This is a genomic window from Serratia sp. B501 (assembly GCF_051172315.1).
Taxonomy (GTDB): Bacteria; Pseudomonadota; Gammaproteobacteria; order Enterobacterales; family Enterobacteriaceae; genus Serratia; species Serratia ureilytica.
Genome location: NZ_JBPIZB010000001.1, coordinates 1,144,753 through 1,168,704, shown reverse-complemented (window position 1 = coordinate 1,168,704; position 23,952 = coordinate 1,144,753). Strand labels below are relative to the sequence as shown.

Sequence of the window (23,952 nt, the reverse complement as noted above, 5' to 3'; positions counted from 1 at the left end):
GGCGGCGATGGAATTCGCGATGAGAAATTTTATCCTGCGCCGTTTGTTGCAGACTATCCCGATGCTGTTGCTGGCTTCATTGCTGATTTTTTGCATCTTCGCCCTGGCGCCCGGCGACTTTATCGACGGCAATATCAACCTGACCGCGCAACGCGCCGCCGATCTGCGGGCGCTGTATGGGTTGGATCAGCCCTTGTTCAGCCGTTACCTGCATTGGCTTGGCCGGCTGTTGCAGGGCGATCTCGGCTTCTCGCTGCAGTATCAGATCCCGGTCAGCACGCTGCTGAATCAATACATCTGGAACTCGTTCCTGCTGGCGGCGGTGGCGATGGTGCTGTATTGGGGCATCGCGCTGGCGGTAGGAGTGATCTCGGCGATGAAACCCTATTCGCTGTTCGATCATCTGATCACCGTGGCGGTGTTCGCCGCCATGTCGTTTCCGACGTTTTTCCTTTGCCTGTTGCTGATCAAATGGTTCGCCGTCGATCTGCACTGGTTGCCGGCGGGCGGCATGTTGCGCACCGGCAGCGAAGCGAGCGGGCTGGCCTGGGCGCTGGAGGTGGCGGCGCACCTGCTGTTGCCGGTGCTGGCGCTGGTGATGCTGCAGGCCGGCAGCCTGACGCGCTATTTTCGCGCCAGCATGCTGGAGGTGATCCGCATGGACTATATCCGCACCGCGCGCGCCAAAGGGCTCAGGGAGAAAACGGTGATCCTCAAACACGCGCTGCGCAATGCGCTGTTGCCGATCATCACCCTGCTGGGGTTCGAGCTGCCGGGATTGTTCTCCGGCGCGCTGATCACCGAAAAAATCTTCAACTGGCCGGGCGCCGGGCATATCCATATCGATTCGCTGGCGGCGCGCGATTATCCGGTATTGATGGGGTTCACGCTGTTTCTGGCGGCGCTGACCATTCTCGGCAATCTGCTGGCGGACATTCTGTACGCCTACGCCGATCCACGCATTCGCTTGAGGTAACACGATGTGGGTAACGCTGTTTTTCGGGCGCCGTCGCCGCTGGCGCCAGGCGCAGTTGCCGGCGCTGGCACAGCTGTCTCCGCCGCCCGCCGCGCAGGCCTGGCGCCGTCTGCGTCGCCACCGACCGGCGATGATCTCGCTGGCGCTGCTGGTGCTGTTGGCGCTGCTGTGCCTGATTGGGCCGTCGCTGTCGCCGTGGCCTGACGACGCCGGCGATGTGCTGAACATCAATCAGGCGCCGAGCGGCGCGCATTGGTTGGGCACCGACTTTCTCGGCCGCGATATTTGCACCCGGCTGCTGCTGGCGGGGCGAATATCGCTGACCATCGGCCTGGTGTCGATGCTGCTGTCGGTGACGCTGGGTTATGTGCTGGGGGCGTTCGCCGGTTATCTGGGGGGCGTGGCGGATCGGCTGATCATGCGCTTCGCCGATCTGTTGATGACCATTCCCGGCCTGCCGCTGCTGATCATCATGGGGGCGATGCTGACCGAACTCGACGTGTCGCCGGACTACCGTATCTACATGGTGATGATCATGCTGAGCCTGCTGGGCTGGCCGTCGCTGGCGCGGCTGGTGCGCGGCCAGATCCTGTCGCTGCGCGAGCGGGATTTCATGTTGGCCACCGAAGTGCTGGGGCTCTCCACTCGGCGGCGCCTCTTCGGCCATCTGTTGCCCAATACCGTGCCGATTTTGGTGGTGGTCGCCACCATGGCGGTGGCCAACGCCATCCTCAGCGAGTCGGCGTTGAGCTACCTTGGGCTGGGCGTGGTGCCGCCGACGCCGTCGTGGGGCAACATGATGGACGCCGCCAATAGCCTGATCGACTTTCAGCGCCGCCCCTGGCTGTGGATGCCGCCGGGGCTGGCGATCTTCGTCACCGTGGTGGCGATCAATATCTTGGGCGACGGCCTGCGGGACGCGCTCGATCCGAAAATGAGCGGGGTAAAACGATGAGTCAACCGCTGGTGGCGTTCGACCGGCTGTCGGTGTCGTTTCATGGCGAGCAGGGGCCGGTGCGGGCGGTGCAGCAGGTCAGCCTTGAACTGCAGGCCGGGCAAACGCTGGGGATCGTCGGCGAATCGGGCTGCGGCAAAAGCGTGACCGCCATGGCGCTGATGGGGCTGTTGCCGCAGCCGCTGGCGCAGGTAGACGGCGGTGAGATTCGCTTTGAAGGGCAAAACCTGCTGTCGCTGCGGGCATCCAAGATGGCGGATCTGCGCGGCAACCGGCTGGCGATGATCTTTCAGGAGCCGATGAGCGCGCTGAATCCGGTCTTGACCCTCGGCGAACAGCTGGTGGAGCCGCTGATTCGCCACCTGACCCTGTCGCCGAAAGCGGCCTGGCGCCAGGCGATTCAACTCTTGACGGAAGTGGGGTTGGCGCGCGCGGAGGCGCTGATGCGCTGCTACCCGCATCAGCTTTCCGGCGGCATGCTGCAGCGCGTGATGATCGCCATGGCGATCGGGTGCCGCCCGGCGCTGTTGATCGCCGACGAACCGACCACGGCGCTCGACGTCACGGTACAGGCGCAGATCCTGGCGTTGCTGCGTGAGCAGAGCCGGCGACACAACATGGCGATGATCTTGATCACCCACGATCTCGGGGTGATCGCCCAGATGGCCGATCGGCTGGCGGTGATGTACGCCGGGCGCGTCGTCGAGCAGGGAACGACCCGGGAAGTGCTGGACGAGCCGCGACATCCCTATACGCAGGGGCTGATCGCCTCGCGGCCGGTGCCGGGGCAGCGGCGACGCCGCTTGTACTCTATTCCCGGTCAGGTGCCGGATCTGGCGCGGCTGCCGGAGCATTGCGCTTTCGCCGAGCGCTGCGCGCAGGCCTCCGCTCGCTGCCGCGACGGCATTCCGCCGCTGTACGGCTCCGGTCAGCGTCAGTCCGCCTGTTTTCTCAATGCCGGAGGGCATCCGTATGTCGACTGAACCTTTGGTGGAGGTAAAGGGGTTAAAGAAATATTTTCCGCTGCGCGACGGGCTGTTCGGGCGCACCACCGGCCAACTGAAGGCGGTGGATGATGTCAGCTTCAGCATCCGCAAGGGGCGCGTTTTCGGGCTGGTGGGCGAGTCCGGCAGCGGCAAAACCACCGTTGGCCGCACGCTGCTCGGCCTGCACGACAAAACCGCCGGTGAGGTGCTGTTCAAAGGGCAGGCGTTGGACGGCCTGAGCAAGGACGCGTTGCGCGCCCTGCGGCCGAAAATGCAGCTGGTGTTTCAGGATCCTTACAGCTCGCTGAATCCGCGTCTGCGCGTGGGCGACGCCATTGGGGAAGCGCTGTTGCAACACGGCCTGGCGAGCAAGGCGGAACTGCGCGAACGGGTGCTCGATACCCTGGCGATCTGCGGGTTGTCCTCACAGCATTACGGGCGGTTTCCGCATGAGTTTTCCGGCGGTCAGCGGCAGCGTATCGGCATTGCGCGCGCGTTGATCCTGCAACCGGAATTTATCGTCGCCGATGAGCCGATATCGGCGCTCGACGTGTCGATTCAGGCGCAGATCATCAATCTGTTTTCCGATTTACAGGAGCGGCAGGGGGTGACGCTGCTGTTTATCTCGCACGATCTCGGCGTGGTGGAGCATCTGTGCCAGGATGTGGCGGTGATGTATCTGGGGCAGATCGTTGAGAGCGCCGATCGCGATGCGCTGTTCCGCCAACCGCTGCATCCCTACACGCAGGCCTTGTTGGCGGCGGTGCCGACGCTGGATGCGCAACGCGCGCCGGCGTGGGTGGCCGGCGGCGAGCCGCCGAACCCCGCCAACCCGCCGCGCGGCTGCCGTTTCCATCCCCGCTGCCCGCTGGCCACGGCGCAGTGCCGCGAACAGGCGCCGCAGCTGCGCAGCGTGGCGCCCGGTCATCAGGTGGCTTGCCACCTGGTCGGTTAGCGTCAGGACAGGTAGTGTTTCAACGCGCGCCCGGCCTGGTGGATCGCCGAATGCACCGCCGGGACGTGGGCGAGCGGGTTCAACAGGCCGTAGTCGTGGATTAGCCCGTTGTAGCGGGTGGAGGTGACCTCGACGCCGGCGGCGTCGAGCAGACGCGCGTAGGCTTCGCCCTCATCGCGCAGCACGTCCAGCTCGGCGGTCTGCACCAGCGCCGGCGGCAAGCCCCGCAGCTGTTCCGGCGTAGCGTTGAGCGGCGAGGCGTAGATGTCTTTGCGCTGCGCTTTATCGGGCGCATAGCTGTCCCAAAACCACTTCATCATATTGCGGGTCAGGAAATGGCCTTCGGCGAACTGATGGTAGGAATCGGTATCAAAATGGGCGTGCGTAACGGGCCACAGCAGGATCTGGCAACGCAATGCCGGTAGGCCTTTTTCTTTGGCCATCAGGCTGATCACCGCCGCCATATTGCCGCCGACGCTGTTGCCGACCACCGCCAGCCGTGAACCGTCGACGTTGATTTTTTCGCCATATTCGGCCACCCATTCCGTGGCGGCGTAAGCCAGATTGATCGCCTGCGGATAGTGCGCTTCCGGTGAGCGGGGGTAGTTGACGAATACCGCCGCCGCGCCGGAGCTGTAAACCAGATCGCGCACCAGCCGTTCATGGGTGGGAAAATCGCCCAGCACCCAGCCGCCGCCGTGAAAGAACATGAATACCGGCAATGTCTCCTTGACCCTGGCCGGCCGCACCAGCTGCAGCAGAATATCCTGGCCTTCTACGTGAATGGTTTTCTCGCTGATCTCCACCTCGCGCAGCGGCACGTCTACGCTGCGCTGCGCCGCTTCCAAAACTCTGCGCGCCTCTTTGGGCTTCATTTGTTCCATAGGTTTACCGCCGGCGGCATTCAGCGTCTCGAGAAACGCGCGGATGTCGTGCTGGAGGAGAGGCCGGCTGAGATCGACGGTTCGTTTGGGCATGGTGACTCCTTGTGCGCAGAAGAAAAAGTGCGGTCAGAATCACAGTGTAGTCGTTGGCGCATAAAGCGGGAGCCACGGCCGGCGGCGATCGGCGCGGTTCGTTTTCCGGGGCGCTGCCGATGGAATAGGCGCTTCGTCGCCGCATTGCCCGATCCTGGCGCAGCGCTGCACCGGGTTGGGGCAAAAAGTGTGATGGCGAGCAAATCGGATGAAATTATTTTTGCGAGCGCGATCAGAAATCCTGAAGTTTTTCGCAATTGAATAGGATTTCGCGAGCAATGATGATTTTAGGCCTTATTTTTTAAATTATGCATTGCAAATGCATATAAAATGAATAAATATGCATTATAAGCCGTTGTTTTAACGTAAAAAATAGCAAAATCCGGCAAAAATCCCGTTTTGGCACGATAGCTGCTCTACACTCTTTATCAAACGACATGTATTTTAACTGCTCGTTAACATTTACTCCCCGCTCAGGGACCGGATAAGCGCCATAAATAGTGAAAAACCGATTTTATGTAACAGATTTGTTTCTAAATCAGCGGTGAGAGACAGCATTTTCTCCGCCGGGAAAGTCGGTTTTGAACAGCGGTTTTTTTGCATTGTGGCGGCCTAGCCGGGCTTGCGCGGTCCTTACAGTCAAAATTCAGCCTTTGCTGAGATTATGAGGTCACTATGGAACAGCCAATCGCAGTTACCCGCCAGTCTTTCGATGACTGGATGGTCCCGGTTTATGCCCCTGCCGATTTTATTCTGGTGCGGGGTGAAGGATCGCAGGTGTGGGATCAACAGGGTAAGTCTTACATCGATTTCGCCGGCGGCATCGCGGTTAACGCGTTGGGCCATGCGCACCCGGCGGTCAAGGCGGCGCTGGTGGAGCAGGCGGGCAAACTGTGGCATCTGGGCAATGGCTATACCAACGAACCGGTGCTGCGCCTGGCCAAGAAACTGATCGACGCCACGTTCGCCGACAAGGTGTTTTTCTGTAACTCGGGGGCAGAAGCCAACGAAGCGGCGCTGAAACTGGCGCGCAAACATGCGCACGACCAGCACGGCGCCGGTAAAGATCAGATTGTGGCGTTCAACAACGCGTTCCACGGCCGTACGCTGTTTACTGTGTCCGCCGGCGGCCAGCCAAAATATTCGCAGGACTTTGCGCCGCTGCCGGGCGGTATCACCCATACGCCGTATAACGATCTGGCCGCGGCGGCCGAGCTTATCAACGATCGCACCTGCGCGGTAATCGTCGAGCCTATCCAGGGCGAAGGCGGCGTGCTGCCGGCGGAAGCCAGTTTCCTGCAGGGGCTGCGTGAACTGTGCGATCGCCATAACGCGCTGCTGATCTTCGACGAAGTGCAGACCGGCGTCGGCCGCACCGGCCACCTGTATGCCTATATGCAGTACGGCGTGGTGCCGGACGTGCTGACCACCGCGAAAGCGCTGGGCGGTGGCTTCCCGATCGGCGCCATGCTGACCACCGATGCGCTGGCGAAAACGCTGGGTGTCGGCACTCACGGCACCACCTACGGCGGCAACCCGCTGGCGACGGCGGTGGCGGGGGAAGTGTTCTCCATCATCAATACCCCGGAAGTGCTGGAAGGCGTTAAGCAGCGCCACCAGTGGTTCATCGACGGGTTGAACGACATCAACCGTCAGTATCCGATCTTCGCCGAGATTCGCGGCGGCGGTTTGCTGATCGGCTGCCAACTGAAGAAAGACTATGCCGGCAAAGCGAAGCAGATCACCCAACTGGCCAACGAAGAAGGCGTTATCGCGCTGATCGCCGGCCCGGACGTGGTGCGTTTCACGCCGTCGCTGATCATCCCTGAGCAGGATGTGAAAGAGGGGCTGGCGCGATTCGCGCGCGCCGTGGCGCGCATTTGCAGCTAATCAGCGGGCTGCGCCTTCATCGGCGCAGCCTGATTCAGAAGAGGTTCGCATTATGATGATTATTCGCCCTATAGAGCGCCGCGATTTGGCGGATTTGCTGACGCTTGCCGGCAAATCCGGTATCGGTCTCACGTCGCTGCCGCAAAATGAAGATACCCTGTCGGCACGCATTGAGCGGGCGTTAAAAACCTGGCAAGGCGAACTTCCGCAAAGTGACCAGTGTTATTTGTTCGTGTTGGAAGACAGCGAGCGCCGGCAGGCGGTGGGGGTCTGCGCGATCGAAGTGGCCGTCGGCCTGGCGGAACCCTGGTACAGCTTCCGCGTTGGCACGCAGGTGCACGCTTCCAAACAGCTGAACGTCTATAAATCGGTGCCGACGCTGTTCCTCAGCAACGACCATACCGGGCATTCGGAACTGTGCACGCTGTTCCTCGATCCGGACTATCGTCACGGCGAGAACGGCAAGCTGCTGTCGAAGGTGCGTTTCCTGTTTATCGCCGCGTTCCGTGAACGCTTCTCCCGCCGTCTGATCGCCGAGATGCGCGGTTTCTCCGATGAAAACGGCCGTTCGCCGTTCTGGGAGAGCGTCGGCCACCGTTTCTTCTCCATCGAGTTCGCCAAGGCGGACTACCTGAGCGGCACCGGACAAAAAGCGTTTATCGCCGAACTGATGCCGAAACATCCGCTGTATGTCGATTTCCTGGCCGAAGACGCGCAGAAGGTGATCGGTGAAGTGCACCCGCAAACCCTGCCGGCGCGCCGCCTGCTGGAGGCGGAAGGCCTGAGCTATCAGGGCTACGTCGATATCTTCGACGGTGGCCCGACGCTGGAAGCCGAAATCGACCACATCCGTGCGGTGAAGCAGAGCCGCCTGGTCAAAGTGGTGCTGGATGACACGCCGATGCGCGCCGATGCGCCGGTCCATCTGGTCGCCAACGACAACTATCAGAATTACCGCGCACTGCTGGTCAATGCCGATCTGTATGACGACCGCCTGCATATCAACGCCGCCACCGCTGCGGCGCTGGGCGTCGAACAGGGCAGCCCGGTGCGGGTGCTCCCCCTTATTGCACAGGAGAAAGCATGATGTCCCATCCTGCACTGTTGATTAACGGCGTCTGGCGGCAGGGCCGCGGCGCGGAGTTCGGCAAGGCCGATCCGGTCGGCAATCAGCCGCTGTGGCGCGCCAACGCCGCCGACGCCGATGACGTCGCCGCCGCCTGCGAAGCCGCGCGCGCCGCATTCCCCGGCTGGGCGCGTACGCCGTTCGAGCAGCGTGAACAGCTGGTGAAACGCTTCGCCGCTTTGCTGGAAGAACATAAACAGTCGTTGGCGGAAACCATCAGCCGTGAGACCGGCAAACCGCGCTGGGAAACCCTGACCGAAATTCAGGCGATGATCGGCAAGGTGGGCATTTCACTGCAGGCCTATCAGGCGCGCACCGGTTTTAGCCAGACGGCGATGGCCGACGGCGCTTCGGTGCTGCGCCATCGCCCGCACGGCGTGCTGGCGGTGTTCGGGCCTTACAACTTCCCCGGCCATCTGCCGAACGGCCATATCGTGCCGGCGCTGCTGGCCGGAAACTGCGTGGTGTTCAAGCCGAGCGAACTGACGCCGCTGACCGCCGAGGAGACCCTGAAGCTGTGGCTGAAGGCCGGTCTGCCGGACGGGGTGATCAATCTGGTGCAGGGCGGCCGGGAAACCGGCGAGGTGCTGGCCGCCAGTGCGGATATCGACGGCCTGTTGTTCACCGGCAGCGCCGGCACCGGTTACCACCTGCATCGCCAATTGGCGGGGCAGCCGGAGAAGATCCTGGCGCTGGAGATGGGCGGCAACAACGCGCTGATCGTCGATGGTTTCGAGGATCGCGACGCGGCGGTCAACCTGGCTATCCAGTCGGCGTTTATCTCCGCCGGCCAACGCTGCACCTGTTCACGCCGCATTTTGGTTAAGCAGGGGGCGGAAGGCGACGCCTTTATCGCGCGTTTGGTTCAGGTGGCTGGCGAGCTGCGCGTTGGCCGTTGGGATGCCGAACCGCAGCCGTTCATGGGCGGCGTAGTGTCGGCGGCTGCGGCGGAAAACATGCTGAAAGCGCAGCAGCGCTTGCTGGCGCTGGGCGGCAAATCGCTGCTGGCCATGCGTCTGCTGGAGCCGGGCAGTTCGCTGCTCAGCCCGGGCATCATCGAGCTGACCGGCGTGGCCGGCGTGCCGGACGAAGAGTACTTCGGGCCGTTGACCACGATCGTGCGTTACCGCGATTTCGACGAGGCCCTGCGGCTCGCCAACCAGACGCGCTACGGCCTGTCGGTGGGATTGGTCTCGCCGCAGCGCGAGCTGTTCGAGAGGCTGCTGCTGGAAGCGCGCGCCGGCATCGTCAACTGGAACAAGCCGTTGACCGGGGCGTCCAGCGCGGCGCCGTTCGGCGGCGTGGGGGCTTCCGGCAACCATCGCCCAAGCGCCTTCTATGCGGCGGACTATTGCGCCTGGCCGATGGCGTCGCTGGAAAGCGAAAGCCTGTCGCTGCCGGCGACGCTCTCGCCGGGCTTGTCGTTCCGTTAATCGTCTGCGGCGGCGTCATGGCGTCGCCGCAGGCCATCCCCAGGGGATAGCCATGTCAGGATATGAAGTCAATTTCGACGGTTTGGTGGGGCCGACGCACCACTATGCCGGGCTGTCGTTCGGTAACGAGGCCTCTACGCAGCATCAAAACAGCGTATCGAACCCGCAGCTGGCGGCGAAGCAGGGGCTGCTGAAAATGAAGGCGCTGGCCGATCTCGGTTTCCAGCAAGGGGTATTGCCGCCGCAGGAGCGGCCGCATTTGCCGATGCTGCGTCGCCTGGGTTTCAGCGGCAGCGATGAGGCGGTGCTGGCGCAGGCGATGCGTCAATCGCCGCGTTTGCTGTCGGCGCTCAGCTCGGCGTCCTGCATGTGGACCGCCAATGCGGCCACGGTGTCCCCCTCGGCGGACAGCGCAGACGGCAAGGTGCATTTCACCGCCGCCAACCTGAACAATAAATTCCACCGCGCCATTGAAGCGGAAACGACCACCGACGTTTTGCGGGCGATGTTTAACGACGACCGGCATTTCGCCCACCATGAAGCGCTGCCGCAGGTGGCGTTGTTTGGGGACGAAGGGGCGGCCAACCATAACCGGCTGGGCGGCGATTACGCCAGGCGCAGCGTGCAGGTGTTCGTTTACGGTCGCCAGGAGTTTGGCGGCGAAACGGCGCCGGCGCGTTATCCTGCGCGCCAGACGCGCGAAGCCGGTGAGGCGATCGCTCGCCTGCACCAATTGGACGAGCAGCATACGGTCTTCGTGCAGCAAAACCCGGCGGTGATCGACCAGGGCGTGTTCCATAACGACGTGATTGCGGTCAGCAACCAGAACGTGCTGTTCCACCACCAGCAGGCGTTTTACCGTCAGCAACAGGCGCTGGATGAAGTGCGCCGCAAGATGGCGACGCTGGACAGCGAGCTGGTGGCGATCGAAGTGCCGACGGAGCGCGTCTCGGTGGCGGACGCGGTGGCGACTTATCTGTTCAACAGCCAAATTCTCACCAAGCCGAACGGCAAGATGATGATCGTGGTGCCGGAAGAGTCGCGCCAGCATGCCGGCGTGTGGCGTTATCTGAACGAGATGGTCGGTAGCGGCGGCCCGATCGATGAAATCCGCGTGTTCGATCTGCGCGAAAGCATGCGCAACGGCGGCGGCCCGGCCTGCCTGAGGCTGCGGGTGGCGCTCAACGATCAAGAGCTGCGGGCGGTGAACCCGCGCGTCATGATGAACGATCGGCTGTTCGCGACGCTGAACGAGTGGGTGGATCGTCATTACCGCGATCGCCTGACGCAGGATGACCTGGCCGATCCGCTGCTGCTGCGCGAAGGGCGCGAGGCGTTGGATTCGCTGACGTCGATCCTCGGTCTCGGGTCCATCTATCCGTTCCAACGATAAGGGAGGCTGCATGATCGATCTACTGCCCCTGACGCTGGAGGGGAAAGAACCCGCCGAATGGCAGGGCGAAACGCCGCAGCTGCGCTGGCGTTGGCTGGGGGAAGGGGTGTTGGAGCTCACGCCGCGGCAGCGTTATCGCCAGGCGTTGGTGGTGTCGGCGGGCGTACACGGCAATGAAACCGCGCCGATTGAACTGCTCAATCAACTGGTCGGCGATCTCCTTGCCGGCCGGTTACCGCTGACGGTGCGGCTGTTGGTGGTGCTGGGCAACCCGGCGGCGATGCGGGCGGGCAAGCGCTATCTGCACAGCGACATGAACCGCATGTTCGGCGGCCGCTACCGCAACTTCGCCGCCAGCGGGGAAACCGCGCGCGCCCAGCAGTTGGAGCGCACGCTCGCCGCTTTTTTTGATGGCGAACAGGCGGCGCGTTTCCATTACGATCTGCACACCGCCATTCGCGAGTCGCATTTGCCGCGCTTTGGCATTTTGCCCTTCCAGAAGCGCCCGTACAGCGAACCGATGCTAAAGCTGCTGGATGCCGCCGATCTGGATGCGCTGGTGGTACACAGTGCGCCGGGCGGGACTTTCAGCCACTATTCCAGCGAGCATCTCAATGCGGCGAGCTGTACGCTCGAGCTGGGCAAGGCGCGGCCGTTCGGCAGCAACGATCTGCAACAGTTCGCCGCCATCGATCGCGCTCTGCGGGCGGCGGTCAGCGAGGGGCCGTTGCCGGAGCGCGCGGGCGAGGCAATCCGGGTATTCCGTGTGATGCACTCGTTGATCAAACACAGCGAGGATTTCAAGCTGCATCTGGATGATGACACCGCCAACTTCACCGAGTTGAAACCGGGGATGTTGCTGTGCGAGCAGCCGCAGGAGGAGTATCGCGTTGGCGAAGAGGGCGCGTGGATACTGTTTCCTAACCCCACTGTGGCGCTGGGGCTGCGCGCCGGCATGCTGTTGAGCGAAGTTTCCCGTTCTACGTTGTATTGATTTATCCTCGGCGGCGCCGTCAGCGCGCTGCCGTTTATTCCTTTCATTATTTTAATCTGCTATTTCCCGCTATTTAAATGGCTATAAATCGAATTTTATTCGTCCTATAGGGATTTCTTTACGTGAATGAATAAAGGCCATATTCAGCCGTTATCGGAAAGCCTTAATTGCCTGGTAACTTTGTTAAGATAAAAATGTGAAATAAGTAACGTTTTTAATAACCATGCTAATCTTGTTGTTACTTTTGAATCGCGCAGAAAGCACGCAAAACGAAACCAAAATGCACTAAATTGGTGCGTTGCACCGTTTTGGTTATAAGTTATGTGATAAAAATTTCTTATATTCAATGGGTTATGTAATCTCTTTTTTGAAATATATGGTTACAAATAAACATGCTTTCTCCTCGTTGTTTCATGAACTTTTTGATTTTAAGTTTTGATTCATGATGCTAATGTCACATCACCCCAGCATTAGGGGAGCTCATAAAATACCAAAAGATAAAATCACAGCCCAAATTATAAATTGGGCGTGACGGGCAGGGTTTTAATTATAATATCTAGGAAAATAAATGATGAAACGCAGTGTATTAGCCTTAGCTGTCGCCCTCGGGGCGGTCACCTCCTTCGCCAACGCGGCTGAAATCTACAATAAAGATGGCAATAAACTCGACCTGTACGGCCGCGTTTCGGCCAAACACGTTTTCAGTAAAGATAAAAGTGAAGACGGAGATAAAACGTACGTTCGTCTGGGCTTTAAAGGCGAAACCCAGATCAACGATCAGTTGACCGGTTACGGCCAGTGGGAATACAACGTTCAGGCCAACCACGATGAAGCGCAGGGCACCACCGGCACCAAAACCCGTCTGGGCTTCGCCGGCCTGAAGTTCGCCAACTATGGCTCGTTCGACTACGGCCGTAACTACGGCGTGGTGTACGACGCCGAAGCTTATACCGACATGCTGCCGGAATTCGGCGGCGACTCCTACAGCTACACCGACAACTACATGACCGCGCGCTCCAACGGCCTGGCGACCTACCGCAACCGTGACTTCTTCGGTTTGGTGGAAGGCCTGAATCTGGCGTTGCAGTACCAGGGTAAAAACGACGGTGACGGCCGCAGCGTGACCAAGCAAAACGGCGACGGTTACGGCATGTCTCTGGACTATCAGGACATCGGCGGCACCGGCATCGGCGTCGCGGCGGCGTTCTCCGATTCCAACCGCACCAGCGCTCAGAAAGCGTTGCAGTACGGTAAAGGCGACAAGGCCACCGCCTGGACCACCGCAATCAAATATGACGCCAACCAGGTCTATCTGGCGGCCATGTATGCCGATACCCGCAACATGACGCCGATCAGCGGCAATGGCGTCTCCGGCTTCGCCAACAAAACGCAGAACTTCGAAGTGGTGGCCCAGTACCAGTTCGAAAACGGTCTGCGTCCGTCTCTGGCCTACGTGCAGTCAAAAGGCAAGGATATTGAAGGGATTGGCGATGTCGATCTGGTGAAATACGTGGAAGTGGGCGCGACTTACTACTTCAACAAAAACATGTACACCTACGTCGACTACAAGATCAACCAGTTGAACGACGACAACAAACTGAAGCTGAGCACTGACGACATCGTTGCCGTCAACCTGACCTACCGCTTCTAAGCTGCAATTCCATTACCCTCATCCTGTGTCGGGATCGGTAATCAGGCAGGGCGCAAGCCCTGCCTTCGTTTGTATCGCGCGCTCAGCCTTTTGGCGCCAACCCCACCAGCTCGATGGCCGAACGCAGCGCGGCAAACCGCTGCTGATCCTGCTCTCGCTCTATCTCTGTCACCAGCTGCGAAAGAATATTGCCGCCGGATACCTTTTTATGGTTTTTGATTAACTGCAACACTGCGTCGCCTAACGCCAGGCTGACGTTGCGCAGCAGAATTTCATATTGCTCGTTGGAATGAGCCGATGCTGACATGACCTTTCTCTGTCTTTCTTCTTCGGGAGCCGCAATTTAGCAAAACAGCGGCCTTGTGCCTCGGAGGAAGATGCAGTTTCCGATGAAATCAGAAATTCCTCAGCATCAGGCGGGGAGGGGATCAAAAATCCGAGTATTCGCTGGCCGGCAACCAGAAGCCGTCAATAAATTCTTCCATGGGATAACAGCCGGCGTGACGCAGGTTCTGTTCCTTCATCGCCACCAGGCATTGCGGTTCGTCGCGCAATATGTCCACCACCATTTCACTGCAGCCGCCATCCAGATAACAGACAAACATCACCAATGCGTACATCTTGCAGCCTCCTTCGTCGAGCCGCCTTGTCTGCAACAGTGTAGGTAAAAAAGCGCGATTTTTCAGCATCATTGCGCGATAAAACGCCAATGAGGCGCCGCAGACGGCACTTTCGGAATTCTCCAGCCGTTTCTGGGGGGGAGAGCGGATGGCAGATCCTTTTGACGATGCTAAGCTTAACAAGCCTTACATCAACGCATTAGTGCAACCATCAAAAGGAGTGAATATGGGCTTGTTTAACTTTGTCAAAGAAGCGGGCGAAAAACTGTGGGACACAGTCACCGGCAATGCCTCCGCCGAAGATCAAAGCGCCAAACTCAAGGAGCATCTCGATAAGAGCGGCCTGCCGGGCACCGACAAAGTCAATGTGCAGGTGGTCGATGGGAAAGCGGTGGTGACCGGCGATGCCGTCAGCCAGGAGCTGAAAGAGAAGATTCTGGTGGCGATTGGCAACGTAGCGGGCATCAGCGGTGTGGAAGACAAGGTGGCGGTAGCGCAATCCGACGCCGAGAGCCGCTTCTATACCGTGAAGAAGGGCGATACGCTGAGCGCAATCTCCAAAGAGATGTATGGTAACGCCAATCTTTACAACAAAATTTTCGAAGCCAACAAGCCGATGCTGTCGAGCCCGGACAAGATCTATCCGGGACAGGTTTTGCGTGTCCCGCAATAACGCCTCTGTCTCCCCTGGCCCGGCGATGTGCCGGGCTTTTTTTTGCCTCCGCTATAAGCATCTCTTATTTCCCTTCCCTCTAAATAAAAGTTACACATACCGTGTGCCTGCGCTCGCCGGCCCGCGGCGGCGGTGTTGACCCTGGGGGGGAAAGTTGGTAGCGTCATGGCCCGGTTGCGGACTGAGCAGCCGAAGGGGGATTTCGCTCCCCCATTCTGAGGGGGTGTCTTGCCCCATCAAACAGCAATGCAGCAGTTGAACGAGTGAAAGCCGATTTAGTGAAACAGCAGCGTAACGCCTTGACGGATAAAAACTACAGAGAAACCTTGGGTGATGCGCAATTTGCGATCGTCGTTTTGGCGATTGCGTCCTGCTCACTGATCATTTTTACGTTGGCGGTTACGCTGTGGCTGACCTGACGTCATTAACTAGGGGAGAGAAAATGGAGCCTAATCTCCACGATGAAACCAAACTGTTGGCGATTATCGGCCTGTTGGTTTCTGTACTGCTGGTCGTGTCGATTCTCTTCGGAGTGACTTATTTCTCCGATCTCAGGCATGCCCACGACGATATCGATATTAAAAGCTGCTACATCAAAACACCTTAATCCGCGTGAGCGCGGCTGAGCGTCGTCGCTCTCCAGGGGGCGTTGTCCTGTGCTAAGCTGGGGCGATTATCCTTGGCGAATCGGCGCCATTCAGGAGGTCTTTGCGATGAGTCAGTCACGTCCTACGCGCTTTTCACCCTCACGCGAGTGCCCTGTCGTTGACGGCGCGCGCCAGATCCAGCGCATTGCCGTGCGCAATGCCGAAGTGGGCGGCATTCCTATCAACCGCGCGTTGCCAACCCGGGAGCGGCGCACCGTCGGCGCCTGGTGTTTTCTCGATCACGCCGGCCCGACGGTATTCAACGGCACCGCGCCCGGCATGGACGTAGGGCCGCATCCGCATACCGGTCTGCAAACCTTTACCTGGATGATCGAGGGTGAGGTGCTGCACCGCGATAGCCTCGGCAGCGAACAGTTGATCCGTCCGGGGCAGGTCAATCTGATGACCGCAGGGCACGGCATCGCGCATACGGAACAGTCGGTGGGCGAGGACCGACGACTGCACGCCGCACAATTGTGGATTGCGTTGCCGGCCGAATATGCCGACATGGCGCCGCGATTCGATCATTATCCCGATTTGCCGCAGTGGCGGAATAACGGCGTGAATCACCGTTTGCTGGTCGGGGAATTTGGCGCTTATCGTTCACCGGTGTTTACTCTTTCGCCATTAATCGCCATTGATATGGAATGGCAAGAGGCGGCGACGGCGCAATTGCCGCTGCGCGATGATTATGAAATCGGCTTTTTGCCCCTGATTGGTGCATTTGAACTTAATGGTGAAACATTTTCACCTGACGCATTCGCCTATTTAGGCATGGGTAATAACTCTATTGAGTTAAATGCAGAGAAGGGCAGCCGAGGATTATTAATCGGTGGAGCGCCGTTAAATGAAGAGATCCTTATCTGGTGGAACTTCGTTGGCCATACCAAAGCGGAAATTATTCAGGCTCAGCGCGATTGGGAGCAGGAAACGGATCGTTTTCCGGCGGTCAGCGGTTATTCCGGTGAGCGCATGGTCGCGCCACGCCTGCCGTGGAGCGAAGTTTGATAGCGTTAGGATATAATCGCCGAGATTATTCGACTTATTTCGCTCTAATAACGCGCAATAAATGTGATCGCGGCTCCAGCTTCACGACAATATAAAGTTTCTCAACGAAATAGTGATCTGACGCATATAATGATAAACGGAAGAAGATTAGGATAATCCTCAGGAAGTCAGGTTGTCTCCCGTTAGTCTGATGTCAGTGAGGTCATTATGAGCCAAGTTCTTTATCGTGCAAGACTGTCCCATGTCGTGGTTGCCACGGCGCTGTTTTGGGTCTCTGTCGCGGCATTGTTGGTTGCCGTATTACACTAACCTCAAAAAATGACTCCTGCATAAACCCGCTTCGGCGGGTTTTTTTATCTTGGATGGTGAGCGATATTCACCCATCACTTATACTTGACGGCATCCCCATTTCGCTATTTGGATAATCATGAAGCTCATTGCCGACATTGTTCTGCTGCTTATCGCGGCGCTCCACCTTTATATCCTGGTATTGGAAATGTTCCTGTGGCGCGCGCCGATCGGCAGGCGAGCATTCGGGACGACGGCGGAGTTCGCCGCGGCCACGCGGGTCTTGGCCGCCAACCAGGGGCTGTACAACGGTTTTCTGGCGCTGGGTCTGGTATGGGGCTATTGGCGTGAAGATGTGGCGCTGCAGCTGTTCTTTCTCGGCTGCGTGCTGGCGGCCGGCGTGTTCGGCGGGCTGACCGCCAGCCGCAAGATCCTGTGGGTGCAGGCGTTGCCGGCCGCGATCGCGCTGCTGGCGGTCTGGGGCGCGCGTTAACCCGCCGGTTGACGGCGGGCGAAAATCAGGCGGATTTTTGGTGAATGACGTGCAGCGGCGGATCGATGTGCAGATCGACGCTCAGATCCTGGCGGAAATCGTAAGGCGTGATATTAAAACGCTTTCTGAACATGTAGGTGAAGTGGGACTGTGAGCCGAAGCCAAAGTCCAGGGCGATATCGAAAATCGACGCTTCACTGCTGCGCAGTTGATAGACCGCGCCGGCCAGACGGCGTTCACGAATGTATTTGCCCAGCGAAATCCCTGTCGCTTCTTTGAACAGCTTCTGCATGTGCCACAGCGAGTAGCCGGAGTACTCGGCCAGCTCTTCGAGATGGATCACTCGTCCGAGGTGAGTTTCGACCCATTTGCTGAGGGCGCAGACCAATGAGAGATGGTGTTCTTGTATCATCAGTGCGTCAGTGTGAGATCTACATAGCGGTGAAGTATACACAACTTGCCGCCGCGGACAAAAAACGCCGCCGATGACGGGGCATGATTCGGAAAAACCGTTGAACCGCCGCTTGTCAGCCGAAAGGAAAAACGGCTAATCTGAGACTGTCGCCGCCGCGGTGGGTGACGCGGAGCAGACCGCAGCAAGAACCGCCAAAACAGAGTCAGCCGTAACAACTCAACGTTGATGGGGTGATCGCATGTTAATGACAGTGATTATTACTCTGGTTGTAATCGTGGGCGTCGGCGCTTTTATGGCGACGCCGGTGATGAGCATGAAAAATGCGGAAGGTGTGGGAGGTGAAGAACCGTGAGAGCAAGCAGAGATGCACGCCGCTGAGCGGGGTGAGCGCTAATCGGGAAAGCCTGGGCCAGAAACCCGGGCTTTTTGTTGCCTGGCGGCTTAAACGTTTTTACGCTCGACGGTTTCCTCTCCCCAATAAAGCTGGTCTGCGGTGGTTTTGGCAAAAGCCTTTTCCAGCGCTTCATCGCTGCCTTCTTCCCAGATCTTCTGCGCCAACACTTCATCGTTCCCTGCCAGTTCAAAAATAGCTTCGGCAATTTCCACCGAAGTTTCACGCACTGTTGCCCAGGATTTCACATTGTGATTCGCCATAACTATCTCCTGTTGGTTGTGGCTTAGGTTACGGATGTTTTTATCACCGTCATGCTGCAAGTATAGGCTAATCTGCCGCGGGCTTTTGCCCGGCGGTGCGCAGAATGGGGAAAAAGGCGGGGAGGGCGGGCAATGGCGCAGGCGGCATGCTATTCTGTGCGGCGTTTGAATCAAGAGGGAAAGTTATTATGTCTGACATGCTGAGCAACGAGCAGGAATTGGCTTCCGATCTGGTCGCTTGCCAACTGGTCATTAAACAGATTCTGGACGTTATCGACGTGATTGCGCCGACCGAAGTGCGCGACAAGATGGCGGGCCAGCTCAAAAGCATCGATTTCTCCACGCATCCCGCCGGCGCCGATCCGGTGACCCGCAGAGCGATTGACAAGGCGATTGCGCTGATCGAGTTGAAGTTTACCCGCGATTGAGGCGGAGCCGCCGCAGAGCGACGGCGTCGGGCGGTGGCGGTTAATCCACCACCGTTTCGATTTTCTTGAACAGCGGGCAGTCGGTCACGCCGATGAAACCGTTGTCGCCATTGACGTACTGGGCGATCGCCACGTTGCGCGCCGTCAGGTATTTGCACTGCAATCCCAATCCGCCGACGTTCTTGTTGCTGCCGATCAGCACGCCGTAGCCCGAGATCAAAAAGCCGCCGTAAATGACCGCCAATACCAGTACCCACTTAATCAGTCTGCTCATTGCGTTTCCTCGTTATCCCTGAGGGTTCATCTAGCCACGGCGCCAGCTCGAGGGCAAGGGTAACAGTCTGAAAACCGGGCGATAGCCAGAAATCTAAACGACAAGTTAAACTTCGTTTAACTTTGCTGTGATAACATGCGCGATAGACCATCCTGATAACAATGAGGCTGCTAAATTTGTTGCGAAAAAAAATCCTCGTGATAATGACGGCCGTCGCTGCCTGCCTGTTTTTCTACCTGTTGGCGCTGGACAGTTATTGCGACGATGGTGGAAATTTTGCGCTGGGCATCTGTTCGGTGACGCGCTTCGTACCCTGGTAAGCAATTTTTGGCAGGGATGTTCGCCCGGCCGCCGCGAGTGTTAAGATGGCGGCCTGAATTTCGCAGTAGATAGGGTTGTCCATGTACGATTTAGGTTTTGGCCAGAACGGCCTGTTGTCGTTGGCTCTCGCCGCCGTGGCGTTGCTGGTGGGGCTCTGGGTTTGGTTCCTGGTGAACCGCGCCAGCGTGCGCGCCAACGAGCAGATTCGCCTGCTGCAGGAAATTGCCGAGCAGCAACGTCAACAAACGGCGCTGTTGAAGCGTTTGGCGCACAGCGCTCGCGCCGACGGCGGCGATGCTGATGACGACGATCTCAGCCCCGCGTTGGATTTCAAAGGTTTTATCCCCGAACGTTGAACACCCTGCTCCGGCCGGCGCTGCGCCGCCGGGGCGCTTCAGTAAAATACCATGCCCTGATACGGTTTTTCCCGGCATGCCGCCAGGCGGCTGGCCAGATCGCCGGCATGGATCTCCAACTGATGCCCATCAGGATCGAGAAAATAGAGCGACTCGCCCTCGCTGCGATTGCTTTTCCACTCTTCTGCGCCGCTCTGGCGCAGCCGCTCGCTGACCCGTTCAATGTGTTCCGGCGCGACGCTGAAGGCGTAATGGGTGTAATCACGCGCCCGTGGTTGCGTGCGAGCCTCATCCAATGACAGGCACAGCCACAACGCCCCCAACGACAGATAGGCGCCGCCTTGCCAGCGGGCGTGAGGGGTGAACCCCAACAGATGGCGGTAAAAATCGAAGCTGCGATCGAGATCGCTGACGGCGAGCGTCAGGTGGTTGAGGCCGGTCAACATGTGTGCGTTTCCTGGGCGCTAAACAGACGAAAAGTGTACGCAGAAGGGGAGAAAAGTTAAAGGGGGCGAAACATTAGTGCAGATAATGTGAAAACCGGCGACGCTGTCATAAAACTGTCTTACAGACATCGTAATGTAGCGCGAACCTTACAAAAGATGGATTAAGCCGATGATTAAATGGTACGAAGAAAGCGATGCCGAAGTGAACCGCAGCATTGCGCTGCTGACTGGGGAGAACCCGGACAAGTGGTATCCCTACGGCGGCGTGAAAGGTAAAGATTACTGCAAGAATCCCTCCGACGCCTGGCCGATCATTTGCGCCAACAAAATCAGTCTGAACCCCGACAACCACAGCGACAGCCCACAGTGGCAGGCGCGCATGAGCACCCAGGGCGGTGAATGGCAGGCCGACAGCGCCAGCCCGCTGCGCGCGGCGATGATCTGTTTTCTGATGAGCCGACAGGCTAACTGATTCGCAAAAATACCGGTGATTGGTAAGAGTTTCTCCTTTTTCTAATAACAGAGCTGTCGTTGGCGGAGGCTGTTTATGAAGCGCATTATCAAAGGTGATAAAAACTTGTCTCATCTGGTGATTGCCCATGCGGCGATCGATCGTCATGCCGAAAGCTTCGGCCAGCGCCGTCAGGGCTGGCCCTCGACCTATCTGATAAAATATCAAAACGATCGCGTGGCGGTGGAAGTGGTTACGCGTCGCCAATCTTATGTCGCCACGCTGATGATCGGCGCGCGCAACCTGACCAAACTGTGCGGTATGCCTGGCTGAACGCCGCCGTTACCCGCTCTCCCTCGGTTAAAAAATCGCGCTCCGGTCTGCCGTCTCGGGGCGCTACTCCTTGATGCTCACGGGGTTAAGTGTTAAAAAGCCGCCCGCAGATACATTTATTGATTGGTGAAATCTTGGCCGATAACGGCAAGGAGGTACGCCATATGAGGATAAGATGGGCGGTCAGCATCAGGATACCCCGCTAAAACGCGGATTAAAAAACAGACACATACAGCTTATTGCCCTCGGGGGCGCCATCGGCACCGGTTTATTTCTCGGCATTGCGCAAACCATTAAAATGGCCGGTCCCGCCGTGCTTTTGGGCTACGCCATCGGCGGTTTTATCGCGTTTTTGATCATGCGCCAGCTGGGCGAAATGGTGGTGGAGGAGCCGGTCGCCGGATCTTTCAGTCACTTTGCCTATAAATACTGGGGTGATTTCGCCGGCTTCCTTTCCGGCTGGAACTACTGGGCGATGTTCATTCTGGTCGGCATGGCGGAATTGACCGCCGTCGGCATCTACATTCAGTACTGGTGGCCAGAGATCCCCACCTGGGCGTCCGCCGCGCTGTTCTTTGTGTTGATCAATCTGATCAACCTGGTGAACGTGCGCCTGTACGGCGAAACCGAGTTTTGGTTCGCCATCATCAAGGTGGTGGCGATTGTCGGCATGATCGTGTTTGGCGCCTGGCTGTTGGCCAGCGGCAACGGCGGGCCACAGGCCAGCATCACCAACCTGTGGCAGCAGGGCGGCTTTATGCCGCACGGCTTCTCGGGGCTGGTGATGGCGATGGCGGTGATCATGTTCTCGTTCGGCGGGCTGGAGATGGTGGGCATCACCGCGGCGGAAGCCGCCGATCCGCGTCGCAGCATTCCTAAAGCGACCAATCAGGTGGTGTACCGCATTCTGATTTTCTATATCGGTTCGCTGACCGTACTGCTCTCGCTTTATCCGTGGGGGCAAGTGGTGGAGGGCGGCAGCCCGTTCGTGCTGATCTTCCATGCGCTGAACAGCAATCTGGTGGCGACGGTGCTCAACGTGGTGGTGCTGACCGCCGCATTGTCGGTCTACAACAGCGGCGTTTATGCCAACAGCCGCATGTTGTTCGGGCTGGCCAGCCAGGGCAATGCGCCGAAAGCGCTGACGCGCGTCAACAAGCGCGGCGTGCCGGTGCTGTCCATCGCGCTGTCGGCGCTGATTACCTCGATCGGCGTGCTGATCAACTATCTGATGCCCGGCAAGGCGTTTGAGCTGCTGATGGCTCTGGTGGTGTCCACCCTGGTGATCAACTGGGTGATGATCTGCCTGGCGCACCTGAAATTCCGTGCGGCGAAGAACCGTCAGGGCGTCATTCCGAGCTTTAAGGCGCTGTGGTATCCGTTCGGCAACTATCTGTGCCTGGCGTTCCTCGGCCTGATTTTAGTGATTATGTATTTCAGCGAAGGGATCCGCATTTCGGTGCTGTTGATGCCGGTGTGGATTGCAGTGCTGTGGGGCGGGTTCATGCTGACGCGCCGCAAAGGCGCCAAGCGTTAATCTGCGCGCGGAGGCGTATTGCGCCTCCGCGCTCTTCTCGTCAGCTGCGCGGCATAAAGGCGCGCCCCTCACCGTCACCCCGTCCCAGCAGTTTCCGGCACAGCAGCAGCAGGGTGCTGATGACGTCGATGGTCACCACGCTGAGCATCAGCAGGGTCAGCATGAAGAACCCGAGCAGCGAACCGCCAAGCAGCACCAGCGGTGCAGGCACGCGCACGCGGCGCAGCTTCATGGCGAAATACATTTTCCAGTATTGCTTCTGCGCCAGCAGCGCGCTGCGAATACGGCGCCCCAGGCCTGCGCCTGATTTGCGGGATGTCGAACGACTCATAACTTCTCCTTTTCTGTATGCCCTACAAGTCAATCACAAAGTTCTTAAGAGAGTCTTAACGGGCTCTTGGCGGCCCTGGCTGTCTCACCGAAGTGAGACAACAGCATACGGCAAAAGCTCCCTCAATGCAGCGCACGGCTGACGAAGTGCGAGCTTCATCGGGTTTGTTACACTGAAAGTCATGCCCGTGCAGGGCGCTGAGGGTCGGGAGAAGACGCTGGATGAAAAGAATCAACCGTTATTACGACGCGGCCAAGGCGCATCACACGCCGGAGGGATTTTGCAACCCGGAACCTTCGCGGCGTCAGGAGGGGGATCTTCAACGTTGGCAAGATGAGCGCAAGCGCCAGGGGTTGCCCAAGCCGCCGCAGCAGGGCTACGCGCAATTTACCGAACGCTGGTGGCAGCCGGCCGATCTCAGCGGCAGTGGCGACAGCGTCTGGTGGTTGGGGCATGCCTCGATGCTGCTGCGGTTGAGCGGGCGCTATATTCTGATCGATCCGGTGTTGTCCGAACGCGCATCGCCGCTGAGCTTTTACGGCCCGAAGCGCAGAACGCCGCCGCCGCTGACGGTGGAGCAACTGCCGGCGGTGGATGCGGTGCTGATCTCCCATAACCATTATGACCACCTTGACAGGCGCACGGTGCGGCAATTGGCGCGGCGTTTCCCTCAGGCCGAGTTCATCGTGCCGCTCGGCTTGAAGCGCTGGTTCCGCCGTTATCGGCTGAAGGTGCATGAGCTGGACTGGTGGCAGAGTCTGCCGTTGGGCGAGCTGACGGTCTACGCCACGCCGGCGCGGCACTGGAGCATGCGCACGCTGTGGGATCGCAATCGCTCGCTGTGGTGCGGCTGGGTGATCCACCATCCGGCGCTGCGGTTTTATTTTTCCGGCGACAGCGGCTATTCGGAACGGTTGGCGGAGATCGGTCAACGGCTGGGGCCGTTCGACGTGGCGGCGCTGCCCATCGGCGCCTATGCGCCGCGCTGGTTTATGCAGGAACAGCATATGGATCCGCAGCAGTCGGTGACGCTGTACCGTCAACTGAATCAGCCGCGCGCCATTCCCATTCATTGGGGGGTGTTCGAATTGGCGGATGAATCGCTGGACGAGCCGCCGCAGCAGTTGAACCTGGCGTTGAGTGAAGCGGGGCTGGAGCAGCATCAATTCCATCCGCTGAAGATTGGCGAGCGCATCGCGTTGCAGGGCTCACCGTCTGCGTTACCTCATCACCCGGCGGCGCTGCGGGATGAATAAAACCAACGGTTTGAAAGCGCGGCTGTAATTAGCCGAATTGATAAGCGCGGGTGGTGATTCAAATAACCCCCTTGTTTTCAGGATT

General features: G+C 58.9%; 30 protein-coding genes. 22 read left to right on the top strand and 8 right to left on the bottom strand.

Annotated features, from left to right (window positions below):
- The first annotated feature begins 19 nt into the window (after positions 1 to 19).
- From ACSBQV_RS05785 to ACSBQV_RS05770, 4 genes are read left to right on the top strand one after another with little or no spacing between them, the layout of a single operon-like run.
- The gene (locus ACSBQV_RS05785; RefSeq protein ID WP_099786195.1) at positions 20 to 976 is read left to right on the top strand and encodes an ABC transporter permease; all 957 of its coding nucleotides are present in this window, start codon (positions 20 to 22) and stop codon (positions 974 to 976) included.
- A gap of 4 nt (positions 977 to 980) precedes the next feature.
- Positions 981 to 1,931 carry an oligopeptide ABC transporter permease gene (opp4C, locus tag ACSBQV_RS05780; RefSeq protein ID WP_046687269.1) on the top strand — a complete coding sequence of 317 codons (951 nt, stop codon included), beginning with the start codon at positions 981 to 983 and terminating at the stop codon, positions 1,929 to 1,931.
- On the top strand, positions 1,928 to 2,914 hold the full coding sequence (locus ACSBQV_RS05775; protein ID WP_099785928.1) for an ABC transporter ATP-binding protein: 987 nt from the start codon (positions 1,928 to 1,930) through the stop codon (positions 2,912 to 2,914). Before opp4C ends, ACSBQV_RS05775 begins: the two co-directional genes overlap by 4 nt.
- On the top strand, positions 2,904 to 3,872 hold the full coding sequence (locus tag ACSBQV_RS05770) for an ABC transporter ATP-binding protein (protein ID WP_033650921.1): 969 nt from the start codon (positions 2,904 to 2,906) through the stop codon (positions 3,870 to 3,872). The genes ACSBQV_RS05775 and ACSBQV_RS05770 overlap by 11 nt, the downstream gene beginning before the upstream one ends.
- A gap of 2 nt (positions 3,873 to 3,874) precedes the next feature.
- Here the strand turns inward: ACSBQV_RS05770 and ACSBQV_RS05765 are convergent, their stop codons facing one another.
- Complete coding sequence (locus tag ACSBQV_RS05765; RefSeq protein ID WP_099785926.1) at positions 3,875 to 4,849, bottom strand: alpha/beta hydrolase; 975 nt, start codon at positions 4,847 to 4,849, stop codon at positions 3,875 to 3,877.
- Between the two features lie 675 nt (positions 4,850 to 5,524).
- On the opposite strand from ACSBQV_RS05765, the gene ACSBQV_RS05760 reads away from it, so the two are divergent.
- The 6 genes from ACSBQV_RS05760 to ompC all read left to right on the top strand — a co-directional run bounded on the left by ACSBQV_RS05760 (position 5,525) and on the right by ompC (position 13,336).
- Positions 5,525 to 6,739, top strand: a complete 1,215-nt coding sequence (locus tag ACSBQV_RS05760) for an aspartate aminotransferase family protein (protein WP_015378175.1) — start codon at positions 5,525 to 5,527, stop codon at positions 6,737 to 6,739.
- A gap of 52 nt (positions 6,740 to 6,791) precedes the next feature.
- Positions 6,792 to 7,826: an arginine N-succinyltransferase gene (gene astA, locus ACSBQV_RS05755; RefSeq protein ID WP_004934585.1), complete on the top strand. Its 1,035-nt coding sequence runs from the start codon at positions 6,792 to 6,794 to the stop codon at positions 7,824 to 7,826.
- A complete protein-coding gene (astD, locus tag ACSBQV_RS05750) occupies positions 7,826 to 9,298 on the top strand; it encodes a succinylglutamate-semialdehyde dehydrogenase (RefSeq protein ID WP_099786193.1) in 1,473 nt (490 codons plus the stop codon). Before astA ends, astD begins: the two co-directional genes overlap by 1 nt.
- 52 nt (positions 9,299 to 9,350) lie before the next feature.
- Positions 9,351 to 10,691 (top strand): N-succinylarginine dihydrolase, encoded by a 1,341-nt coding sequence (astB, locus tag ACSBQV_RS05745; RefSeq protein WP_033643406.1) that lies wholly within the window; start codon positions 9,351 to 9,353, stop codon positions 10,689 to 10,691.
- Between the two features lie 10 nt (positions 10,692 to 10,701).
- Positions 10,702 to 11,685 carry a succinylglutamate desuccinylase gene (gene astE, locus ACSBQV_RS05740; RefSeq protein WP_089191913.1) on the top strand — a complete coding sequence of 328 codons (984 nt, stop codon included), beginning with the start codon at positions 10,702 to 10,704 and terminating at the stop codon, positions 11,683 to 11,685.
- Between the two features lie 568 nt (positions 11,686 to 12,253).
- Positions 12,254 to 13,336 carry a porin OmpC gene (gene ompC, locus ACSBQV_RS05735; RefSeq protein WP_033650925.1) on the top strand — a complete coding sequence of 361 codons (1,083 nt, stop codon included), beginning with the start codon at positions 12,254 to 12,256 and terminating at the stop codon, positions 13,334 to 13,336.
- A gap of 82 nt (positions 13,337 to 13,418) precedes the next feature.
- On the opposite strand, the gene ACSBQV_RS05730 is transcribed toward ompC, so the two are convergent.
- Together ACSBQV_RS05730 and ACSBQV_RS05725 are read right to left on the bottom strand one after the other, a co-directional pair.
- Positions 13,419 to 13,643: a biofilm development regulator YmgB/AriR family protein gene (locus tag ACSBQV_RS05730; RefSeq protein ID WP_033643403.1), complete on the bottom strand. Its 225-nt coding sequence runs from the start codon at positions 13,641 to 13,643 to the stop codon at positions 13,419 to 13,421.
- A 121-nt stretch (positions 13,644 to 13,764) separates the two neighbouring features.
- Positions 13,765 to 13,956, bottom strand: coding sequence for a YebW family protein (locus ACSBQV_RS05725; RefSeq protein WP_004934567.1), 192 nt, complete (start codon positions 13,954 to 13,956; stop codon positions 13,765 to 13,767).
- 226 nt (positions 13,957 to 14,182) lie between these two features.
- Here ACSBQV_RS05725 and lysM point away from each other — a divergent pair, with 226 nt between their 5' ends.
- The 5 genes from lysM to ACSBQV_RS05700 all read left to right on the top strand — a co-directional run bounded on the left by lysM (position 14,183) and on the right by ACSBQV_RS05700 (position 17,065).
- Positions 14,183 to 14,629 (top strand): peptidoglycan-binding protein LysM, encoded by a 447-nt coding sequence (gene lysM, locus ACSBQV_RS05720; RefSeq protein ID WP_099785924.1) that lies wholly within the window; start codon positions 14,183 to 14,185, stop codon positions 14,627 to 14,629.
- A gap of 263 nt (positions 14,630 to 14,892) precedes the next feature.
- Positions 14,893 to 15,048, top strand: coding sequence for a hypothetical protein (locus ACSBQV_RS05715; RefSeq protein ID WP_162882310.1), 156 nt, complete (start codon positions 14,893 to 14,895; stop codon positions 15,046 to 15,048).
- Between the two features lie 23 nt (positions 15,049 to 15,071).
- On the top strand, positions 15,072 to 15,236 hold the full coding sequence (locus tag ACSBQV_RS05710) for a hypothetical protein (protein ID WP_162837199.1): 165 nt from the start codon (positions 15,072 to 15,074) through the stop codon (positions 15,234 to 15,236).
- 106 nt (positions 15,237 to 15,342) lie between these two features.
- On the top strand, positions 15,343 to 16,284 hold the full coding sequence (locus ACSBQV_RS05705; RefSeq protein WP_099785922.1) for a pirin family protein: 942 nt from the start codon (positions 15,343 to 15,345) through the stop codon (positions 16,282 to 16,284).
- Between the two features lie 427 nt (positions 16,285 to 16,711).
- Positions 16,712 to 17,065, top strand: coding sequence for a DUF1304 domain-containing protein (locus ACSBQV_RS05700; protein WP_046687262.1), 354 nt, complete (start codon positions 16,712 to 16,714; stop codon positions 17,063 to 17,065).
- A gap of 25 nt (positions 17,066 to 17,090) precedes the next feature.
- On the opposite strand, the gene ACSBQV_RS05695 is transcribed toward ACSBQV_RS05700, so the two are convergent.
- Together ACSBQV_RS05695 and ACSBQV_RS05690 are read right to left on the bottom strand one after the other, a co-directional pair.
- A complete protein-coding gene (locus ACSBQV_RS05695; RefSeq protein WP_004927697.1) occupies positions 17,091 to 17,477 on the bottom strand; it encodes a helix-turn-helix domain-containing protein in 387 nt (128 codons plus the stop codon).
- Positions 17,478 to 17,921: 444 nt separating this feature from the next.
- Positions 17,922 to 18,134 carry a YccJ family protein gene (locus tag ACSBQV_RS05690; protein WP_004927694.1) on the bottom strand — a complete coding sequence of 71 codons (213 nt, stop codon included), beginning with the start codon at positions 18,132 to 18,134 and terminating at the stop codon, positions 17,922 to 17,924.
- Between the two features lie 188 nt (positions 18,135 to 18,322).
- Between ACSBQV_RS05690 and ACSBQV_RS05685 the strand changes: the two genes are divergently transcribed.
- Positions 18,323 to 18,562, top strand: a complete 240-nt coding sequence (locus ACSBQV_RS05685; RefSeq protein ID WP_033643399.1) for a DUF2766 family protein — start codon at positions 18,323 to 18,325, stop codon at positions 18,560 to 18,562.
- A gap of 40 nt (positions 18,563 to 18,602) precedes the next feature.
- On the opposite strand, the gene ACSBQV_RS05680 is transcribed toward ACSBQV_RS05685, so the two are convergent.
- Positions 18,603 to 18,836: a YobH family protein gene (locus tag ACSBQV_RS05680; RefSeq protein ID WP_033643398.1), complete on the bottom strand. Its 234-nt coding sequence runs from the start codon at positions 18,834 to 18,836 to the stop codon at positions 18,603 to 18,605.
- 161 nt (positions 18,837 to 18,997) lie between these two features.
- Here ACSBQV_RS05680 and ACSBQV_RS05675 point away from each other — a divergent pair, with 161 nt between their 5' ends.
- Together ACSBQV_RS05675 and ACSBQV_RS05670 are read left to right on the top strand one after the other, a co-directional pair.
- Positions 18,998 to 19,156: a PhoP/PhoQ regulator MgrB gene (locus tag ACSBQV_RS05675; protein WP_004927688.1), complete on the top strand. Its 159-nt coding sequence runs from the start codon at positions 18,998 to 19,000 to the stop codon at positions 19,154 to 19,156.
- An 81-nt stretch (positions 19,157 to 19,237) separates the two neighbouring features.
- Complete coding sequence (locus ACSBQV_RS05670; protein ID WP_033643394.1) at positions 19,238 to 19,513, top strand: YebO family protein; 276 nt, start codon at positions 19,238 to 19,240, stop codon at positions 19,511 to 19,513.
- Between the two features lie 38 nt (positions 19,514 to 19,551).
- Here ACSBQV_RS05670 and fos read toward each other — a convergent pair whose 3' ends face one another.
- Positions 19,552 to 19,959, bottom strand: a complete 408-nt coding sequence (gene fos / locus ACSBQV_RS05665; RefSeq protein ID WP_033643393.1) for a fosfomycin resistance glutathione transferase — start codon at positions 19,957 to 19,959, stop codon at positions 19,552 to 19,554.
- Between the two features lie 169 nt (positions 19,960 to 20,128).
- Between fos and ACSBQV_RS05660 the strand changes: the two genes are divergently transcribed.
- The 3 genes from ACSBQV_RS05660 (at position 20,129) to ACSBQV_RS05650 (ending at position 22,280) form a co-directional block, all read left to right on the top strand.
- Positions 20,129 to 20,431, top strand: coding sequence for a phage protein NinX family protein (locus ACSBQV_RS05660; RefSeq protein ID WP_033643391.1), 303 nt, complete (start codon positions 20,129 to 20,131; stop codon positions 20,429 to 20,431).
- A gap of 75 nt (positions 20,432 to 20,506) precedes the next feature.
- Positions 20,507 to 20,743: a DUF4060 family protein gene (locus ACSBQV_RS05655; RefSeq protein WP_025303167.1), complete on the top strand. Its 237-nt coding sequence runs from the start codon at positions 20,507 to 20,509 to the stop codon at positions 20,741 to 20,743.
- Positions 20,744 to 20,918: 175 nt separating this feature from the next.
- Complete coding sequence (locus tag ACSBQV_RS05650) at positions 20,919 to 22,280, top strand: amino acid permease (RefSeq protein WP_072627486.1); 1,362 nt, start codon at positions 20,919 to 20,921, stop codon at positions 22,278 to 22,280.
- 40 nt (positions 22,281 to 22,320) lie between these two features.
- Here ACSBQV_RS05650 and ACSBQV_RS05645 read toward each other — a convergent pair whose 3' ends face one another.
- A complete protein-coding gene (locus tag ACSBQV_RS05645) occupies positions 22,321 to 22,611 on the bottom strand; it encodes a hypothetical protein (RefSeq protein ID WP_033643389.1) in 291 nt (96 codons plus the stop codon).
- Positions 22,612 to 22,832: 221 nt separating this feature from the next.
- Between ACSBQV_RS05645 and ACSBQV_RS05640 the strand changes: the two genes are divergently transcribed.
- Entirely contained in the window at positions 22,833 to 23,867 is a 1,035-nt protein-coding gene (locus ACSBQV_RS05640) for an MBL fold metallo-hydrolase (protein WP_099785918.1), read from the top strand.
- Positions 23,868 to 23,952: the final 85 nt, after the last annotated feature.

Coding starts and splice junctions, on each gene's coding strand:
- ACSBQV_RS05785 (WP_099786195.1), top strand. CDS start 20: ATGAGAAATTTTATCCTGCGCCGTTTGTTGCAGACTATCCCGATGCTG.
- opp4C (WP_046687269.1), top strand. CDS start 981: ATGTGGGTAACGCTGTTTTTCGGGCGCCGTCGCCGCTGGCGCCAGGCG.
- ACSBQV_RS05775 (WP_099785928.1), top strand. CDS start 1,928: ATGAGTCAACCGCTGGTGGCGTTCGACCGGCTGTCGGTGTCGTTTCAT.
- ACSBQV_RS05770 (WP_033650921.1), top strand. CDS start 2,904: ATGTCGACTGAACCTTTGGTGGAGGTAAAGGGGTTAAAGAAATATTTT.
- ACSBQV_RS05765 (WP_099785926.1), bottom strand. CDS start 4,849: ATGCCCAAACGAACCGTCGATCTCAGCCGGCCTCTCCTCCAGCACGAC.
- ACSBQV_RS05760 (WP_015378175.1), top strand. CDS start 5,525: ATGGAACAGCCAATCGCAGTTACCCGCCAGTCTTTCGATGACTGGATG.
- astA (WP_004934585.1), top strand. CDS start 6,792: ATGATGATTATTCGCCCTATAGAGCGCCGCGATTTGGCGGATTTGCTG.
- astD (WP_099786193.1), top strand. CDS start 7,826: ATGTCCCATCCTGCACTGTTGATTAACGGCGTCTGGCGGCAGGGCCGC.
- astB (WP_033643406.1), top strand. CDS start 9,351: ATGTCAGGATATGAAGTCAATTTCGACGGTTTGGTGGGGCCGACGCAC.
- astE (WP_089191913.1), top strand. CDS start 10,702: ATGATCGATCTACTGCCCCTGACGCTGGAGGGGAAAGAACCCGCCGAA.
- ompC (WP_033650925.1), top strand. CDS start 12,254: ATGATGAAACGCAGTGTATTAGCCTTAGCTGTCGCCCTCGGGGCGGTC.
- ACSBQV_RS05730 (WP_033643403.1), bottom strand. CDS start 13,643: ATGTCAGCATCGGCTCATTCCAACGAGCAATATGAAATTCTGCTGCGC.
- ACSBQV_RS05725 (WP_004934567.1), bottom strand. CDS start 13,956: ATGTACGCATTGGTGATGTTTGTCTGTTATCTGGATGGCGGCTGCAGT.
- lysM (WP_099785924.1), top strand. CDS start 14,183: ATGGGCTTGTTTAACTTTGTCAAAGAAGCGGGCGAAAAACTGTGGGAC.
- ACSBQV_RS05710 (WP_162837199.1), top strand. CDS start 15,072: ATGGAGCCTAATCTCCACGATGAAACCAAACTGTTGGCGATTATCGGC.
- ACSBQV_RS05705 (WP_099785922.1), top strand. CDS start 15,343: ATGAGTCAGTCACGTCCTACGCGCTTTTCACCCTCACGCGAGTGCCCT.
- ACSBQV_RS05700 (WP_046687262.1), top strand. CDS start 16,712: ATGAAGCTCATTGCCGACATTGTTCTGCTGCTTATCGCGGCGCTCCAC.
- ACSBQV_RS05695 (WP_004927697.1), bottom strand. CDS start 17,477: ATGATACAAGAACACCATCTCTCATTGGTCTGCGCCCTCAGCAAATGG.
- ACSBQV_RS05690 (WP_004927694.1), bottom strand. CDS start 18,134: ATGGCGAATCACAATGTGAAATCCTGGGCAACAGTGCGTGAAACTTCG.
- ACSBQV_RS05685 (WP_033643399.1), top strand. CDS start 18,323: ATGTCTGACATGCTGAGCAACGAGCAGGAATTGGCTTCCGATCTGGTC.
- ACSBQV_RS05680 (WP_033643398.1), bottom strand. CDS start 18,836: ATGAGCAGACTGATTAAGTGGGTACTGGTATTGGCGGTCATTTACGGC.
- ACSBQV_RS05675 (WP_004927688.1), top strand. CDS start 18,998: ATGAGGCTGCTAAATTTGTTGCGAAAAAAAATCCTCGTGATAATGACG.
- ACSBQV_RS05670 (WP_033643394.1), top strand. CDS start 19,238: ATGTACGATTTAGGTTTTGGCCAGAACGGCCTGTTGTCGTTGGCTCTC.
- fos (WP_033643393.1), bottom strand. CDS start 19,959: ATGTTGACCGGCCTCAACCACCTGACGCTCGCCGTCAGCGATCTCGAT.
- ACSBQV_RS05660 (WP_033643391.1), top strand. CDS start 20,129: ATGATTAAATGGTACGAAGAAAGCGATGCCGAAGTGAACCGCAGCATT.
- ACSBQV_RS05655 (WP_025303167.1), top strand. CDS start 20,507: ATGAAGCGCATTATCAAAGGTGATAAAAACTTGTCTCATCTGGTGATT.
- ACSBQV_RS05650 (WP_072627486.1), top strand. CDS start 20,919: ATGGGCGGTCAGCATCAGGATACCCCGCTAAAACGCGGATTAAAAAAC.
- ACSBQV_RS05645 (WP_033643389.1), bottom strand. CDS start 22,611: ATGAGTCGTTCGACATCCCGCAAATCAGGCGCAGGCCTGGGGCGCCGT.
- ACSBQV_RS05640 (WP_099785918.1), top strand. CDS start 22,833: ATGAAAAGAATCAACCGTTATTACGACGCGGCCAAGGCGCATCACACG.